11 protein-coding genes are annotated in these 16,827 nt (G+C 34.4%); 8 read left to right on the top strand and 3 right to left on the bottom strand.

Annotated features, from left to right (window positions below):
- Positions 1-25: 25 nt before the first annotated feature.
- Positions 26-973: a bestrophin family protein gene (locus tag IHE43_RS16675; protein WP_192184950.1), complete on the top strand. Its 948-nt coding sequence runs from the start codon at positions 26-28 to the stop codon at positions 971-973.
- A gap of 63 nt (positions 974-1,036) precedes the next feature.
- On the opposite strand, the gene IHE43_RS16670 is transcribed toward IHE43_RS16675, so the two are convergent.
- Complete coding sequence (locus IHE43_RS16670) at positions 1,037-2,455, bottom strand: PLP-dependent aminotransferase family protein (protein WP_192184949.1); 1,419 nt, start codon at positions 2,453-2,455, stop codon at positions 1,037-1,039.
- A gap of 183 nt (positions 2,456-2,638) precedes the next feature.
- On the opposite strand from IHE43_RS16670, the gene IHE43_RS16665 reads away from it, so the two are divergent.
- The gene (locus IHE43_RS16665; protein WP_192184948.1) at positions 2,639-3,556 is read left to right on the top strand and encodes an EamA family transporter; all 918 of its coding nucleotides are present in this window, start codon (positions 2,639-2,641) and stop codon (positions 3,554-3,556) included.
- A gap of 230 nt (positions 3,557-3,786) precedes the next feature.
- Positions 3,787-6,048, top strand: coding sequence for an acyl-CoA dehydrogenase (locus IHE43_RS16660; RefSeq protein ID WP_192184947.1), 2,262 nt, complete (start codon positions 3,787-3,789; stop codon positions 6,046-6,048).
- Positions 6,049-6,168: 120 nt separating this feature from the next.
- Here the strand turns inward: IHE43_RS16660 and IHE43_RS16655 are convergent, their stop codons facing one another.
- The gene (locus IHE43_RS16655; RefSeq protein ID WP_192184946.1) at positions 6,169-6,915 is read right to left on the bottom strand and encodes an NUDIX domain-containing protein; all 747 of its coding nucleotides are present in this window, start codon (positions 6,913-6,915) and stop codon (positions 6,169-6,171) included.
- 309 nt (positions 6,916-7,224) lie between these two features.
- Between IHE43_RS16655 and IHE43_RS16650 the strand changes: the two genes are divergently transcribed.
- Positions 7,225-9,672: a glycoside hydrolase family 3 C-terminal domain-containing protein gene (locus IHE43_RS16650; RefSeq protein WP_192184945.1), complete on the top strand. Its 2,448-nt coding sequence runs from the start codon at positions 7,225-7,227 to the stop codon at positions 9,670-9,672.
- A 148-nt stretch (positions 9,673-9,820) separates the two neighbouring features.
- On the opposite strand, the gene IHE43_RS16645 is transcribed toward IHE43_RS16650, so the two are convergent.
- Entirely contained in the window at positions 9,821-10,165 is a 345-nt protein-coding gene (locus IHE43_RS16645) for a 5-carboxymethyl-2-hydroxymuconate Delta-isomerase (RefSeq protein WP_192184944.1), read from the bottom strand.
- A 210-nt stretch (positions 10,166-10,375) separates the two neighbouring features.
- On the opposite strand from IHE43_RS16645, the gene IHE43_RS16640 reads away from it, so the two are divergent.
- The 4 genes from IHE43_RS16640 (at position 10,376) to IHE43_RS16625 (ending at position 16,677) form a co-directional block, all read left to right on the top strand.
- A complete protein-coding gene (locus IHE43_RS16640; protein ID WP_192184943.1) occupies positions 10,376-12,016 on the top strand; it encodes a DUF6377 domain-containing protein in 1,641 nt (546 codons plus the stop codon).
- 206 nt (positions 12,017-12,222) lie between these two features.
- Complete coding sequence (locus IHE43_RS16635; protein ID WP_192184942.1) at positions 12,223-14,439, top strand: glycoside hydrolase family 3 C-terminal domain-containing protein; 2,217 nt, start codon at positions 12,223-12,225, stop codon at positions 14,437-14,439.
- A 205-nt stretch (positions 14,440-14,644) separates the two neighbouring features.
- Positions 14,645-15,295 carry a DUF1349 domain-containing protein gene (locus IHE43_RS16630; protein ID WP_192184941.1) on the top strand — a complete coding sequence of 217 codons (651 nt, stop codon included), beginning with the start codon at positions 14,645-14,647 and terminating at the stop codon, positions 15,293-15,295.
- 242 nt (positions 15,296-15,537) lie between these two features.
- Positions 15,538-16,677 carry an acyltransferase gene (locus IHE43_RS16625; protein WP_192184940.1) on the top strand — a complete coding sequence of 380 codons (1,140 nt, stop codon included), beginning with the start codon at positions 15,538-15,540 and terminating at the stop codon, positions 16,675-16,677.
- The last annotated feature ends 150 nt before the right edge of the window (positions 16,678-16,827 follow it).

Below are 16,827 nucleotides of genomic sequence, written 5' to 3'. Positions count from 1 at the left end.
AAAAAATTAATTAAAAGCCGAAAATATGTTATTAAAGAAAAGAATTCCAATGAGGTACATTCTCGGAAAAATTAAAGTAGAATTAGCACTAGTAATGACTTACACTATTTTGTTTGAAATTTTTCATTACTATTTTATAAACCTGCCAGTAGATATTCCAATTGCTATTCCAACAATGATTGGAACCATTATATCCTTATTATTAGCTTTTAAATCAAATCAGGCTTATGACAGATGGTGGGAAGCCCGTATTGTCTGGGGTGCAATTGTAAACGATTCAAGAACCTTAATTCGTCAGGTGTTGACATTTTATAAAGACCCAAATTTTTCTGTAGAAGCAAGCGAATTCAAGGAAAATTTTGCAAAAAGACAAATTGCGTGGTGTTATAGTTTAGGTCAGGCACTTCGAAATAAAGATGCTATAAAACCGCTTAAAGGTTTAGTAAGTGATGAAGAAATGAAATTTATTAAAAATCATCAAAACGTTCCAAATGCGATTTTAATGTTGCATGCGCGTGATCTTAGAAATGCTAAAAATGACAAAAGCATTAATATGTATCAGCAAGTAGAAATCGACAATACTTTATCAAGATTATGTGATCATATGGGTAAATGTGAAAGAATTAAAAATACCATTTTCCCAACAACATACAGTATGTATATCAGATTAACCCTGTGTTTGTTTATTTTATTGTTGCCATTTGGGTTAACAAGTGTATTGAGCTGGTTCGCTATTCCGTTGATTACTGCGATCGCCGCTGCTTTCTTTTTGATTGAAAGAATGGCAATTCACTTGCAGGATCCATTTGAAAACAGACCAACAGATACACCTGTTACTGCCATTGCAAATACAATTGAAAAAAATATAATGCAAATGCTTAATGAATATCAAAGTGAATTTGACATCATTAAAGAATTTGATCTTAAACCAGAAACCAAAGAAGCGAAAGCAGAAGCTTACTTTGTTTTGTAATTAAATGTTGGAGTTAGATTAATTGAAGCCAGACAGCGTAATTGTTGTCTGGTTTTTTTATTTTTAAGAATGCAGCAATCTTCCCAATGTTTTGATAGATTCACGCAATTCATTACTCCAGGGCAAACCAAAACTCAATCGCATGCAATTGGAGAACTGATCCTGAAAAGAGAAAATTCTTCCGGGTGCAAAGCTAATATTGTGTTTCATGGCCAAATGATAAAATGCCGCTGTGTCTATATTTTTGTCCAATTCAATCCAAAGAAAAAATCCGCCTTGTGGCTGACTTACCTTGGTTCCAGTCGGAAAAGATTCTAAAACCGTATTAATATAATTATTGCAGTTATGATTCAGAATTTGGCGAATTTTTCTAAGATGGTTTTCATAACGTCCATTTTTAAGGAAATCACCCACAACTTCATGTGTAATAGTAGGTGAGGAGAGTGTATGGTAAATTTTATTTCGCAATATTTGTTTTTTGAATTTCCCCGGCGAAACCCAACCCACGCGATACCCCGGAGCCAGAGTTTTAGATACAGAACTGCAACAAAGCACAATGCCACTTTCGTCATAAGTTTTGCAATTAGTTGGTCGGCTGGAGCCAAAGTACAAATCGCCGTGAATATCATCTTCAATTAATGGAACATTGTAAAACTCCATCAATTTAACCACTTCTTTTTTATGTTCAACAGGCATCATGCTTCCGGATGGATTACTAAAATTACTCATCAACAAACAAAGCTTTATCTTTTTTGTAGCAAGTGCCTTTTTTAATGCTTCCAGTTCAATTCCTGTAGTCATATTTGTAGGCAATTCCATTATATACAAACCCAATGATTTTGCCAATTGTAAAATTCCAAAATAGGCCGGGCTCTCCGTAATAATAGTATCTCCCGGTTGTGTCAAAGTCATCAGACAATGCGAAATAGCACTCGTGCAGCCAGGCATTGTAATAATATCATTTTCAGTCAGCGAGCCACCCCAGGTAAAAGACCAACGGGCAATTTCCTTTCTCAAATTAAGATTTCCCTGTACTTGCTCATAACTTGTACCACTGTTAGGCAACTGACGCATCGCCTGCAGCATGCCCTTGTTTAATTTCGCAATGGGCAGCAATTCGTTAGAAGGGAAACCAAGCGAAAGCATTGTAATATTTTTATCGGTCATATTGCCGTAAACCTGATCGATTAAATCTTCTCTGTCGATATTTTCGCATCGTAGAATCGGGCTGCTGGATGAGGGCTCGGGAATCGTTCTGGCCGAAGTATTACTCACATAATACCCGGATTGTGGCCTCGATTCAATCAAAGATCTACTTTCCACTTCATAATAGGCTTTGCTTACTGTGCTCATGCTGTAACCTGTTTCAGCACAGACTTCCCGTATTGAAGGCAGTTTGTCTCCCACATTCAAAACGCCCGACTTAATTTGCTTTTCGATCCGGTTCGCAAACTGTAGATATAAGTAATTTGAATTTTTCATATGAAGTTAATATTTGTTTTTATTGGAATATGGTATCGCCATGAGATTCATTAATAGTTTGTAATTAAGAATCATGGCGATTTCATAAAAAAACTGTTATGGTGCAATTTACAAAAACTGTATCTGTATTGCTGTTTTATTTTTAAGAAATTTGTTTCAGTAAAGAAATTAAAACCAGAAACTGTGAAAACCACCAAATATTACTTAGCTGCCATTACCTGTTTTACAATATGGGGATTTTTCAGTTTGGCGCTGAAACCAATACACGACTATCCATCATTAGATATTTTATTTTACCGCGTTTTTAGCTGTAGCATTTTGATGCTTTTGATTTCCTTTTTATTCAGAAGAAAAAAAATTCAGGATACTATTGCAATTTTCAAATCTTTATCCACTTCAGAAAAAAGAAAGGCGTTACTCTTAAATATTGGCGGAAGCGTATTTTTAATGGCAAACTGGTTCACTTTTATTTATGTAATGAACCATGTGAGTGTAAAAGCAACTTCTTTGGCCTATTTGGTATGTCCAATTCTAACGACATTATTAGCTTATTTTCTTTTACATGAAAAACTAAGTAAAACGCAATGGATCTCAGTTGGACTAAGTATTACCGGCTGTTTATTGCTTTCGTATGCTGATATTATGGACATGGTTTTCAGTATCATAATCGGATTTACGTATGCCTGTTATTTGGTAAGTCAGCGTGTCAATAAAGGTTTTGATAAGTTTATTGTTCTAACGTTTCACATTACGTTGGCTGCACTCTTTTTATTGCCCTTTTATCCGGCTTACAGCGGACCTGTTCCAACAGAATTTAAGTTCTATTTTTGTATTGAAACTATCGCCGTACTCTTTACCATATTTCCATTGTTTTTGAATTTGTACGCACTTTCAGGAATCAATTCATCAACAGTCGGAATGCTTTTAAACATCAATCCTATGATTGCTTTCGCATTGGCGGCTTTCTTTTTTCATGAAAAAATTGGCGTACTGCAAATTGTAGCGTACAGCATTATTTTTGTTGCTGTTGTCGTTTTTAATTCACATCATTTATTTGCATTAAAACAAAAATATATCCTGTCGTCTAAAGATTCGATCTAAATGTAATTGGCATACTTTTTTATTGGTTTAAAAATAAATTACCAGAATCTTAACAGGATTTTAAAACAGGAATGAGTATTTTCATTCCTGTTTTTTTTATGCAGTAAAGCGTAATAAAAATAAATGCCACAGATTAAAAAGATTTCAAGATAACTAATAAAAAATCCTTTAAATCTGTGAAATCTGTGGCAAAAAAATAAAATTCTATTCCTAAACCGATTCTATATTTTATGAAAAATACCAAACTCCAGGCCTTTATACCGTTAGTCTATTTAGTGTGGTCTGATGATTTACTCACTCAAAAAGAGTTCGCCACAATTCAGCAGTTTATACATGATTTGACCTGGCTTTCGCCTGAAGAAAAACAACAGCTGCTCTCTAAAGTTGATATTTCAAACCCGCCTTCGCGAAATGAACTCGCACAGTGGAAACTGGATATAGAGAAAAGTATTCAGGATAAAGCTTCTATAAAATCTATTTTTGATATTGCTGAAGCACTTTCTGAAAAAGATGTAGATATTTCGGCAGTAAAACCTGAATTTATAAAGCTTGAAAATGATCTTGGAATTTTAGGCGAAGAAGTAATTCAGAATTTTAAAACCAAAGCCAGTTCTTTTACAGCTAATTCTCAAACCACTTCTAATTTTGATATTCAGAAAATAACTGAGCTTTTAGATGGAAAAGAAGCAGCGATTATCAAAAGAGTCAAATCAGTCATTTCCAGACCTGAATTTGCTTATGAGACTTCAACAGACATTAATGTTTACCGCCAAACCGTGTACAACTGGTGTAAAATTTTAGCCGAAGAAAACCTCGGAAATATGGCCTATCCAAAACAATATGGTGGAGGAGAAAACATAGCCGATTATTTTGCAATAATGGAAACCCTGAGTTATCACGATTTAAGTTTGGTGATAAAATTTGGTGTTCAGTTTGGCCTTTGGGGGATGAGTGTTCAATCATTGGGGACTGAAAAACATTATGCCAAATACTTAAAAGATATTGGTTCGTTGAAAATTCCGGGTTGTTTTGCAATGACCGAAACACATCATGGTTCAAACGTAAAAGGATTGGAAACGACAGCAACTTACAATCACAACGATCAGACTTTTACGATTCATACTCCTAACAAAAATGCTCAAAAAGAATACATTGGCAACGCCGCAGTTCACGGACAAATGGCAACCGTTTTCGCTAAACTAATCATTGATGATCATGATTATGGCGTAAACGCTTTTGTGGTTCCGTTGCGAGATACAAACGGAAATGTGTTAAACGGAGTTACGATTGGCGATTGTGGTCACAAAATGGGTTTAAATGGCGTTGATAACGGAACAATTTCGTTTAATAATGTTGTGATTCCAAAAGAAAATATGTTAGATCGTTTTGCTTCTGTAAATGACAAAGGGGAATTTGAAAGTCCGATTCCGAGTGATAACAGGCGGTTTTTTACTATGCTTGGAACTTTAGTTGGAGGCCGAATCGGGATTCCGCGTTCTGCTTTGGCGGCAGCCAAATCAGGTTTGACTATTGCCATTCGTTACAGCGATCAAAGAAGACAATTTGGCCTGGAAGGAGGCTCAGAAGTTCCTATTTTAAATTACAGAATGCATCAGAGAAGATTATTGCCACATTTGGCCAAAACTTATGCTGTTCATTTTGCATTGCAATACCTGACCAAAAGATTTTTGAATAGAACAGAAGATGAAATGCAGGAAATTGAAGCTTTGGCGGCCGGAATGAAATCCTATTCTACCTGGAGTACCCGGGATATTTTGCAGGAATGCCGAGAGGCTTGTGGCGGAAAAGGATATTTATCTGAAAACAGAATCGATGCCTTAAAAAATGATACTGAAATTTACACCACTTTTGAAGGTGATAATACCGTTTTGATGCAATTGGTAGCCAAAAATCGTTTGTCGGAATTCAGAAAAGCATTTGGAGAAATGGGTTCTTTGGGAATCATCAATTATGTGTATGAAAATGCCAAAGCAGCTATTACTGAAAAAAATCCGATAGCAACCAGAAGGACAGATGATGAACATTTATTGGATGAACAATTTCATTTGCAGGCTTTTATCCACAGAGAAAAAACAATTCTAGCATCGGCTGCACAACGTATTAAAAAATTAGTTGATAACGGTTTAGAACCTTACGATGCTTTCAATGTAGTACAACACCAAATGATCGATGTTGCTCAGGCTTATCTGGAACGAGTAGTTTTAGAACAATTTCAGGCAGCGATTAAAACGGTTGAGGATGAAAAATCAAAAGTAATATTGACCCAATTAAATCAGTTATATGCGCTTTCGCAGTTAGAAAAAAACAAAGGCTGGTATCTTGAAGATGGTTATATGGAAGCAGTAAAAACCAAAGCAATCCGTAAAATGGTCAATCAGCTTTGCTGGGATATTCGCCCGGATGCCGTTGCATTAGTAAATGCTTTTGATATTCCGGAAAGTTGTCTGTCGGCGCCAATTGCTGTTAATTGAGAATATAGAATATAGAGTAAAGAAAATAGATCTCAGCTTTGTCAAATATAGCCCCTGGTTCAACCACGGGCTATGTTTGAAAATAGAAATTAAATGTGGTTCACTTATATGGTGAAAAGATCACCAGTTTCCTTTCAAACCTTCACTTAAAGCGCTGTTATATTTCTCTAAATCAAAACTGTACAAATCCGGAGCTTTGTGCGCGCCTCCTTTTCGAGATTCGTCTAATTTTGTTAGTATATCGTAACGCAGTATCTTTCGATAAAAATTTCCTCTATTTAGTTTTTTTCCTAAAATAGCTTCATATAATTTTTGAAGTTCCGGCATTGTAAATTTCTCCGGCAAAAGATTATAGCCAATGGGGTGATTGTTTAATTGTTCGCGAAGTGTAAGCAAGGCTTTATCAAAAATTGTTCTGTGGTCCATCATAAATTCCGGTAAGGAATCAATAGATTTCCACTCGCAGGCGTTCGAATATTCATCAATAATTAAACTTACTTTAGAATGTTCTGCCAGCGCATAATAACCAATCGAAACAAAACGTTGTTTGTTCCAAATGCTATCATCATACGCTTCAAAAGCACTTTCTGAGCGTTTTAAATTCCCGAAAGTATAAAATTGCTGTAGGTAAATATTTTCTGTTCCTGTTCTGTCTTTTAAAATACGAACGGCTGCATCATCAACATTTTCTTCTTTTTTTACATAACCGCCAGGCAATCCCCATAAATCCTGATCCTTCATTTTTACCGTTAGAACATGAAGCGACTTTTCATGGAAACTAAAAATAACACAGTCAATAGAAAGTGTTGGAATGTATTTTTTCCATGACTCCTCAGATTGCTGCTCCAATATTTTTTTTAGTTCCATTGTATTGATTTGATTTCAAATTTACTCTTTTTGAAAATTAAAAATCAATTTAATTTATCAAAAAAGTAATCGTAACCTTTAAAATAAATGCTTTTAGAAGGTTTTTACTTATGCATAATTTTCAATCGAATATTTATCCGACTAAGAATATGTTAAGCTACTGCGGAACTAGTTACGATAAATGAAATTTTAAGACATTTTATTTGTTGATCTCGAAAAAAGTAATTAATATTGCTTCATTAAGAAGCAATGAAAATTATTAAATATTAAAACTTTACAATTTATCCACTGCATTTAAAATTTTCAACAATGAAAAAAACAATTATAAAAACAGCCCGAGTGTCGCTTTTGACAGCATTAGTGATTTCTAACATTTCATGGAATAACATTTCTAATAATGAAAATCCGCCGATTCTTACTGTTAACGGATTTACTTTTCAAGACTTTAACAGAAATGGAAAATTAGACCTTTGGGAAGACACGCGTCTTTCTGCAGATCAAAGAATTGATGCGATCATCAAGGAAATGACCAATGCAGAAAAAGCAGAATTGCTTATCGGAACCGGAATGCCTGGAATTGAAGTGCTAACTGGTCCTATTGGAGATTCTAAACAAGGTTTGGTTCCCGGTGCTGCTGGCGGAACAGCTGCTTTTAAGCGATTCGGAATTCCTGCAACTATTGTGGCCGATGGTCCTGCAGGTTTAAGAATTGCGCCAACGAGAGAGAACGACTCAAAAACCTATTATGCAACGGCATTTCCGGTAGGAACAGCTTTGGCTTCGACATGGAATAAAGTACTTTTAGAAGAAGTGGGAAAAGCAATGGGAAATGAAGTAAAAGAATATGGTGTTGATGTTTTATTAGCGCCGGCTTTGAATATTCATAGAAATCCCTTGAACGGAAGGAATTTCGAATATTATTCTGAAGATCCTTTGATTTCTGGAAAAACAGCAGCTGCGATTGTAAACGGAATTCAGTCTCAAGGTGTAGGAACTTCGATCAAGCATTTTGCTGTTAATAATGAAGAAACCAACCGATTGACCATCAATGCAAACGTTTCTGAAAGAGCAATTAGAGAATTGTATTTAAAAGGTTTTGAAATTACAGTTAAAGAATCTCAGCCGTGGACGATCATGTCTTCGTACAATAAATTGAACGGGGAATATACTTCTGCCAGAAAAGATTTACTGACTGAGGTTTTAAGAAATGAATGGGGTTTTAAGGGAATTGTAATGACCGACTGGTTTGGAGGTTTTCCAGGTTTTGAAACTATAAAAGAAGGTTCAAATTCTGATGTAGTGAAACAAATGATTGCTGGAAATGATCTTTTGATGCCTGGAATTCCGATTCAGAAAAAAGCATTGTTAGAAGCTTTAAATTCAGGTAAATTATCTCAGGAAGTTGCCAACATAAACGCTAAAAGAATTTTAGAATATATTTTCCGTACACCAACTTTTACAAAATATAAATACAGCGATAAACCCAACTTAGCTAAAAATGCCGAAGTAACGAGAAATGCAGCGGCGGAAGGAATGGTTTTGCTTAAAAACACAAACAACGCATTGCCTTTTGCCGACAAACAAAAAGAGATTTCTGTATTTGGAGTTACATCGTATGCCTGGATTACAGGCGGAACCGGAAGCGGAAGCGTAAATAACAAACACACAGTCTCTCTTTTAGAAGGCTTGAATGCTGCCGGTTACAGATTAGACAAGGAATTGGTTGATTTGTATAAACCGTACGCTGATAAAGAAGCAGTTGCCGAAAAGCAAAGAAGAGAAGAAAAAGGAGTTATGGCTCTCCCTGAAAGACTTCGTGAATTGAAAATGGATAATGCTTTTATTGCTAAAAAAGCAGCAAGCTCTGAAATTGCATTGGTTACTTTAGGAAGAAACTCCGGAGAATTTAACGATAGAGTTGTTGATAATGACTTTAATCTGGCAGCAGAAGAACTTGAAATGCTGGATAAAATTTCAAAAGCTTTTCATGAAAAAGGTAAAAAAGTAGTTGTTATTTTAAATATTGGAGGCGTAATTGAAACAGCATCGTGGAAGGATAAAGCAGATGCCATTTTATTAGCCTGGCAACCAGGACAGGAAGGCGGACATTCTGTTGCAGATGTAGTTTCGGGTAAAGTAAATCCGTCAGGAAAATTAACAATGACGTTTCCAGTTAAATATACTGATACACCGTCGGCAAAAAATTTCCCTGGAATTCCTGTTAATAATCCGAAAGAAGTGACGTACGAAGAAGGTATTTATGTTGGATATCGTTATTACAATACATTCAATATAAAACCATCTTATGAATTTGGTTATGGGAATTCGTATACTACTTTCGATTATTCAGATTTAAAATTAAGCTCAGCAACTTTTGCAGATAAATTGACGATTTCAGTTACAGTGAAAAATATTGGTAAAACTTCAGGAAAGGAAATAGTTCAGCTTTATCTTTCAGCTCCGGCAAAATCTATTGATAAACCAAAAGAGGAATTAAAAGCGTTTGCTAAAACAAAAGAATTAAAACCAGGTGAAAGCGAAACTTTGATATTGACATTATCTCCAAAAGATCTGGCTTCGTTTTTAGAGAATAAAAGCGCCTGGATTGCTGAAGCAGGAACCTATAAAGTTCTAGTTGGAGCCTCGTCATTAAACATAAAAAAGACAGCTGAGTTTTTAGTGTCAAGCGAAATTACGGTGGAAAAAGTAAATAAAGCTTTTGAGTTAACTACAGCATTTACAGAATTAAAACCCTAATTGAAAAACAAATTTTGTTGGTTAAAACTTGTTTTTAAAATTATAATCCCACTTGAATATTCAAATTGAATGCTCGAGTGGGATTATTTTTTTTATAACAAAGTATATATGCGATTGACTTTATTATATCATTAAATAATAAGGTCATTTAAATCATAGTTTTATTAAAATAACTGGCCTTCTCAAAATCTTTGATATTGATTGATATGACTGGTACTTCAGGCAAGATATTGTTTAACGTTGTAACAATCGCTTTTGATAATTTTGCTTTTTGCTCCGTATTTCGGCCTTCCATAATATACCCAAATACATGAATGAAATCATCCAAAGTATCTCCGTTATTATAATACGAAAATGGATTGATGCGGACTTTAATTTCAGAAGGAATAAAAAGATCAGTAGATAAAGCTGCATTAAAAACCTGACTCATAATTTCTTCAGCGGATTTTAATCGGATGACGCTTTCGGAACAATCAATAACAAAATGTGGCATGGTAATGTAGTTTTTTAATTAAGAAAATGTTGTTCTAACAAAATTATAAAATCATTGTGGTGATTTCTTTAAAATGGATTTTTTATAAGGCAGTTTTTCTACTTTTTTTGTTATGAAATTTAAGATTCTGAAAAAAGAAAGCCTTAATAATTAAATCCAATTAATTACATCACTTTATTATATTTGTAGGTATCATTTATCTTATTTAGTTTGAAAAATTATTTTCTGTTTCTTTTATTGGTTCTTTTAGGAAACCCGGTTCATGCATCAGATAGTACAGATACTATTTTGGATAAGCTAAACGATGCTTTAAAAAACAAACAACGGTATGTTCAGCTTAAAGAGGAACGTATTTTAAACTTCAAAAAAATTAAGTCAGACGATTTAACCAAAGAGCAGGAGTACAACTACAATAAAACCTTATATACAGAATATCAAAAATTCAATTCAGATTCGGCTATCTTTTATATCAAAAAGAATTTAAAAATTGCTGATGAACTTCAAAATAAAGACTTATCGAATTTAGCAAAAATACAATTGGTTACGCTTTATTCTTCTTCAGGAAAATACAGAGAATCAGAAGCGCTTATAAAAAGCATAGACAAGAAAACTTTGTCAAAGGAATTGCTTCCCAATTATTACGTAGCGTATCGTGAGTTTTTTGAGCATTATGCTGCTAATAGTTATAGTGCTCAATACATGCAGCAAATTCAAAAATACCGTGATTCTCTTTTGATGGTATTAGATCCTAATTCTTTAAATTACAAAATCAATAAAATTCAGCAGGGAATGTATCTCAAAATGGGTACAGCTGAAAAGCAACTAAAAGTTTTACTGGAAAATACCAAAGAAGATAATCCGCAATATGCAATGATTACTTATCTTTTGGGTAGTATTTACGAAAGGTCGCATCAATTAGAATTGCGAAAAAAATACTATGCACTTTCTGCCACTGCCGATATAAAAAATGCCAATAAAGATAACGCTTCACTTCAGGAACTGGCTTTGGTTTTTTATGAAATTGGAGATGTCGATATGGCGTATAAATTGACGCAATCAGCGATTGAAGACGCGCTTTATTGCAATGTTCAATTTCGTACGCTTTTGATGTCAGAGGTTTATTCGATTATAAATACGGTCTATTTAGAAAGAGAAGCAAAAAGAAAAACAGAGCTTCAACTTTATCTTTTATGTATTAGTTTATTATCAGCATTTTTAATCGTGGCGGTAATTTACGTTTACAAACAAATGAAAAAGGTATCCAGAATTCGTGGAGAACTTTATGAAACCAGTCAAAAATTAGCCGAATTAAACAAAGATATTACTGAGACCAACAATCAATTACAGGAACGTAATGCACAATTATCAGAATCAAATCATATTAAAGAGGAATATATTGCGCACTTCTTTAGTCTTTGTTCCGCTTACATCAATAAGTTAGAAAACTATCGTATCATCTTAAATAAAAAGGCAACGGCGAAACAATTTGATGAAATCTATAGAATGCTTAAATCAACAACTTTGGTTGATAATGAATTGGAAGAATTATACAAGAATTTTGATATCATCTTTCTGAATTTATATCCAACTTTTGTAAAAGACTTTAATGATTTGCTTATTAAGGAAGAACAGATCGTTTTGAAACAAGGTGAATTACTAAATACAGAACTTCGCATTTTTGCACTTATCCGACTTGGAATTACAGACAGTGTAAAAATTGCCGCTTTTCTGCGTTACTCTTTAAGCACTATTTACAACTATCGCACGAGAGCTCGAAATAAAGCGGCAGTTTCCCGAAATGATTTTGAAGAAATGGTCATGAAAATCGGTTTAATATCATTGAAAATGTAATGATTTATTTTAAATCTACTACTTTTTTTACCTTTTAAAAAATAGTAAACAACTGAAAATCATTATTTTAATTTTTTATTTCACTACTTTTTTTCGTTTAAAATTCTAACACGAACTATAACGTTTTAGCTTTACAATATTATTATAAGGTACTTTTGACTAAAAGTCCCCACTTGTAAATTAAATGCTTTAATAAATTAATAGTTATGTTTAAAAACGTTAAAACTCTTCTTGTTATACTTATGTTGAGTTCGTTTGGGATGAATGCCCAAAACAGTGTTCCGGTTTATCTCGATGATAAAAAGCCAATTAACGAACGTGTAGAAGATGCGCTTTCGAAAATGACAACGGCCGAAAAAATTGCCATGATACATGCGCAGTCTAAATTCAGTTCACCAGGTGTGAAGCGTCTCGGAATTCCCGAAAACTGGATGACCGACGGGCCACACGGAATTCGTACCGAAGTTAAGTGGGATGAATGGGATCAGGCAGGCTGGACAAACGATTCTTGTATTGCATTTCCGGCTTTAACAGCACTTTCTGCAACATGGAACAAAGATTTAGCTTCTTTATACGGAAAATCAATTGGTGAAGAAGCGCGTTATCGTAACAAAAATGTATTGTTAGGTCCTGGTGTAAACATTTATAGAACACCTTTAAACGGACGTAACTTCGAATATATGGGCGAAGACCCTTTCTTAACTTCAAAAATGGTGGTTCCTTATATTAAAGGAGTTCAATCGAATGGAGTTGCTGCCTGTGTAAAACATTTTGCTTTAAACAATCAGGAAACCAATCGTAATGCTGTTAACGTAATCGTTGACGATCGTGCCTTGTACGAAATTTACCTTCCAGCTTTTAAAGCAGCTGTGCAAGAAGGTGATGCGTGGGCAATTATGGGCTCTTACAATAAATACAAAGGACAGCAATGTTGCCACAATGAGTTTTTATTGAATGATATTCTTCGTGGAGAATGGGGTTTCAAAGGTGTTGTAATCTCAGATTGGGGAGGAGTTCATGATACTAAACAAGCGATTCATAATGGTCTGGATATGGAATTCGGTTCCTGGACCAACGGACTCACATGGGGAACAAGTAATGCTTATGATAACTATTATTTGGCAAAACCCTATTCAGAAATGATTAGAAAAGGGGAGATAGGAACTAAAGAATTAGACGAAAAAGTACGTCGTATTTTACGTTTGTCTTTCCTGACTACTATGAATAAAAATAGACCTTTTGGATCTTTTGGTACAGAAGAACATACTAAGGCAGGTTTGAAAATTGCTGAAGAAGGAATTGTATTGCTTCAAAATAACAATAACATTTTGCCAATCAATCTTTCTAAAACAAAAAAGATTGCTGTTATTGGAGAAAATGCAATCAAAATGATGACTGTTGGTGGTGGAAGTTCTTCATTGAAAGCCAGATATGAAATTACACCTCTTGAAGGATTAAAAAAGAGAATTGGAAATCAGGCTGAAATCGTTTATGCTCGTGGTTATGTTGGAGATCCGACAAGTAATTATAACGGAGTTATTGCAAAAGTAAGTTTAGAAGAAAAACGTTCTCCGGCGGAATTAACCGCCGAAGCGTTAAAAGTAGCAAAAGATGCTGATATTGTGCTGTTTATTGGAGGCTTGAATAAAAGTCCAAATCAGGATGATGAAGGGCATGATCGTAAAGGACTAGAACTTTCATACGGTCAGGATAAATTAATATCTGAGTTAGTTAAAGTAAATAAAAACCTGGTTTATGTAAATATTTCAGGAAATGCTGTGGCAATGCCGTGGGTAAAGGAAGTTCCGGGAATTGTGCAAGGATGGTTTTTAGGTACAGAAGCAGGAACTGCTCTGGCTGCAGTTTTAGTAGGAGATGTAAATCCTTCCGGAAAACTGACTTTTACTTTCCCTGTAAAATTAACTGATAACGGAGCACACGCTTTAGGAGATTTTCCTGGAGGAGATGAAGTTACTTATAAAGAAAGCATTTTTGTAGGTTATCGTTGGGCTGACAAGCAAAAAGTAAAACCATTATTCGCTTTCGGACACGGTTTAAGCTACACCACTTTTGAATACGGAAAAGTAACAGCAGACAAAAAACAAATGTCGACTGGAGATGAGATTACATTTTCTGTAAAAGTAAAAAATACAGGAAGCAGAGAAGGTTCTGAGGTAGTTCAGCTTTATATCAGTGATTTAAAATCTTCATTGGTTCGTCCAATTAAAGAATTAAAAGGTTTTGAGAAAGTTTCACTAAAAGCAGGAGAAGAGAAAACAGTAACTTTTACGGTTGACAAAACGGCGTTGAGTTTCTTCGACGATAAAAAACACGACTGGGTTGCTGAACCAGGAGCTTTTGAAGCGATAATTGGTGCATCATCTACAGATATAAAATCTAAAGTGAGTTTTTCACTTCAATAATTTCATTAATTTTCTAAATTGGTTGGTTGTAAAGCTGCAATGGTAAAAAGTTGCAGCTTTGCTTTTTCAATAAATTAGATGTAAAATATTAGATGTTAAAGGTTTGAAAATCGTTAAACTTAATGCCTTAATGTATTTTTGAAACTCTAGCACAGTTATACTTTATTTTCTTAATATCTTAAAGGTTTAATAAAAAACAAATGACATGAAAAATATTCTACTTGGTGTTATCGCTTTATTTGTAGCACAAAATCTTTCGGCACAAAGCCTGAACAAAATGCAATGGTTTAATGAACCTGAAAAATGGGAAATTAAAAACAATGCTTTGATTATGAATGTAACCGCGAGCAGTGATTATTGGCGTATTTCGCATTACGGATTTACTGTTGATGATGCGCCTTTTTATTACGCCACTTACGGCGGAGAATTTGAGGCCAAAGTAAAAATAACAGGGAATTATATCGCCCGTTTTGACCAAATGGGATTAATGATTCGTATTGATGAAAAAAACTACATTAAAACCGGAGTTGAATTTGTTGACGGAAAGTTCAATATAAGCACGGTTGTAACGCATGATAAAAGTGATTGGAGTGTAACAACGCTGGATAAAGCACCGCCATTTGTATGGATCAAAGTTGTGAGAAGATTAGATGCTGTTGAAGTGTTTTTCTCTTACGATGATAAAAATTATATTATGACAAGAAATGCGCCGTTACAAGATAATACACCCGTAATGGTTGGTTTAATGGCCGCATCACCATACGGAAAAGGTTTCGAAGCTAAATTCGAAAATTTTAAAGTAACACATTTACCGGATCAACGAAGATTAGAATGGCTTAAGAATCACCAGGAATAGATAATTAGATAATTGAGATAATTAGAAAATTAGATAATTATGTAGTTTTACGTAAAGCTTTGCGAATTTTACCGCAAGGTGCGCTAAGTATTTTTTTATCGTTGTGTTTACGTTGTCTTTTTAAGTTCGCAAAGCTATGTGAATAAAACTTAGCGAACTTGGCGTAAAACCTTTGCGTACTTTGCGGTTAAATACACAAACCAAGATTAACTAACCTTTAATAAACCAAAAACAATTTTTTTATGAGTTCAATTTCTACTGATTTTAAACCAAAAAAACATTACGAAATTCTGGATGGCTTACGTGGAGTAGCCGCTATTTTAGTTGTTGCATTTCATATTTTTGAAGCGCATAACGGAGGAAGCCGATTTAAACAAATAATAAACCATGGTTATTTAGCCGTTGATTTCTTTTTTCTTTTGTCCGGATTTGTGGTAGCCTATGCTTATGACGATCGCTGGGCAAAAATGACACAATGGGAATTTTACAAACGACGCTTAATTCGCCTTCAGCCCATGGTCATTATGGGAATGATAATTGGCGCCATATTCTATTATTTTCAGGCTTCGGATATTTTGTTTCCTCAAATCGCTGGTATGGAAGTGTGGAAAGTAATTTTAACCATGGTTATCGGTTTTACATTATTGCCAATTCCACCCTCAATGGAAATCAGGGGATGGGGCGAAATGCATCCGCTTGACGGGCCGGCATGGTCGCTTTTCTTTGAATATATAGCCAATATTTTATATGCTGTTTTATTTCGTAAATTCTCCAATAAAGTCATGACCATTTTTGTATTGATATTCGCCGGAATGCTGATTAATTATACTGTTTTCGGACCAAAAGGAGATGTGATTGGCGGATGGTCTTTGAATTTAGAACAAATGAATGTTGGTTTTACACGTTTGTTATATCCGTTTTTTGCAGGTGTTTTACTTTGTCGTTTAGGTAAATTAATCCACATAAAAGGTGCTTTCTGGGTTTGCAGTTTACTGATTTCTGCAGTTCTTATTATACCAAGAATCGGAGATGAAAATAGCTTATGGATGAATGGTTTGTATGAATCTTTCTGTATTATTTTAGTATTTCCTCTAATTGTTGCTATTGGTGCGGGAGGTGAAATTAAAAGTGCTTTCTCTGCTAAAATATGCAAACTTTTAGGTGATATATCTTATCCAATTTATATCACACATTATCCGCTAATTTATTGGTATTTTGCCTGGGTGGTTGATAATAAAGTAGCATTAGAAGATGGATATATGGTAGGAATTGGCGTTTTAATTACCAGTATTGTTATTGCGTATTTATGTTTGAAATTATACGATGAGCCTGTTAGAAATTGGCTTCAAAAGAAATTTCAGAGAAGGAGCAAAGTGGCATAGCTACAAAGGTTCAAAGGAAAAACTTTGTCCCTCTGAGCCTTTGCAACTCTGAACCTAATTAAAAAATATTGAATTTCTAATTTTGTTAGTTATTAGCTATTCAAAAAAAGGGATGAAACATACTTTGTTTCATCCCTTTTTGCATTTATG

This window comes from Flavobacterium sp. MDT1-60 (assembly GCF_014844035.1).
In the GTDB taxonomy this organism is placed as follows: domain Bacteria; phylum Bacteroidota; class Bacteroidia; order Flavobacteriales; family Flavobacteriaceae; genus Flavobacterium.
Note: the sequence above shows the minus strand (reverse complement) of the source record. Positions and strands in the feature narration are given on the sequence as shown.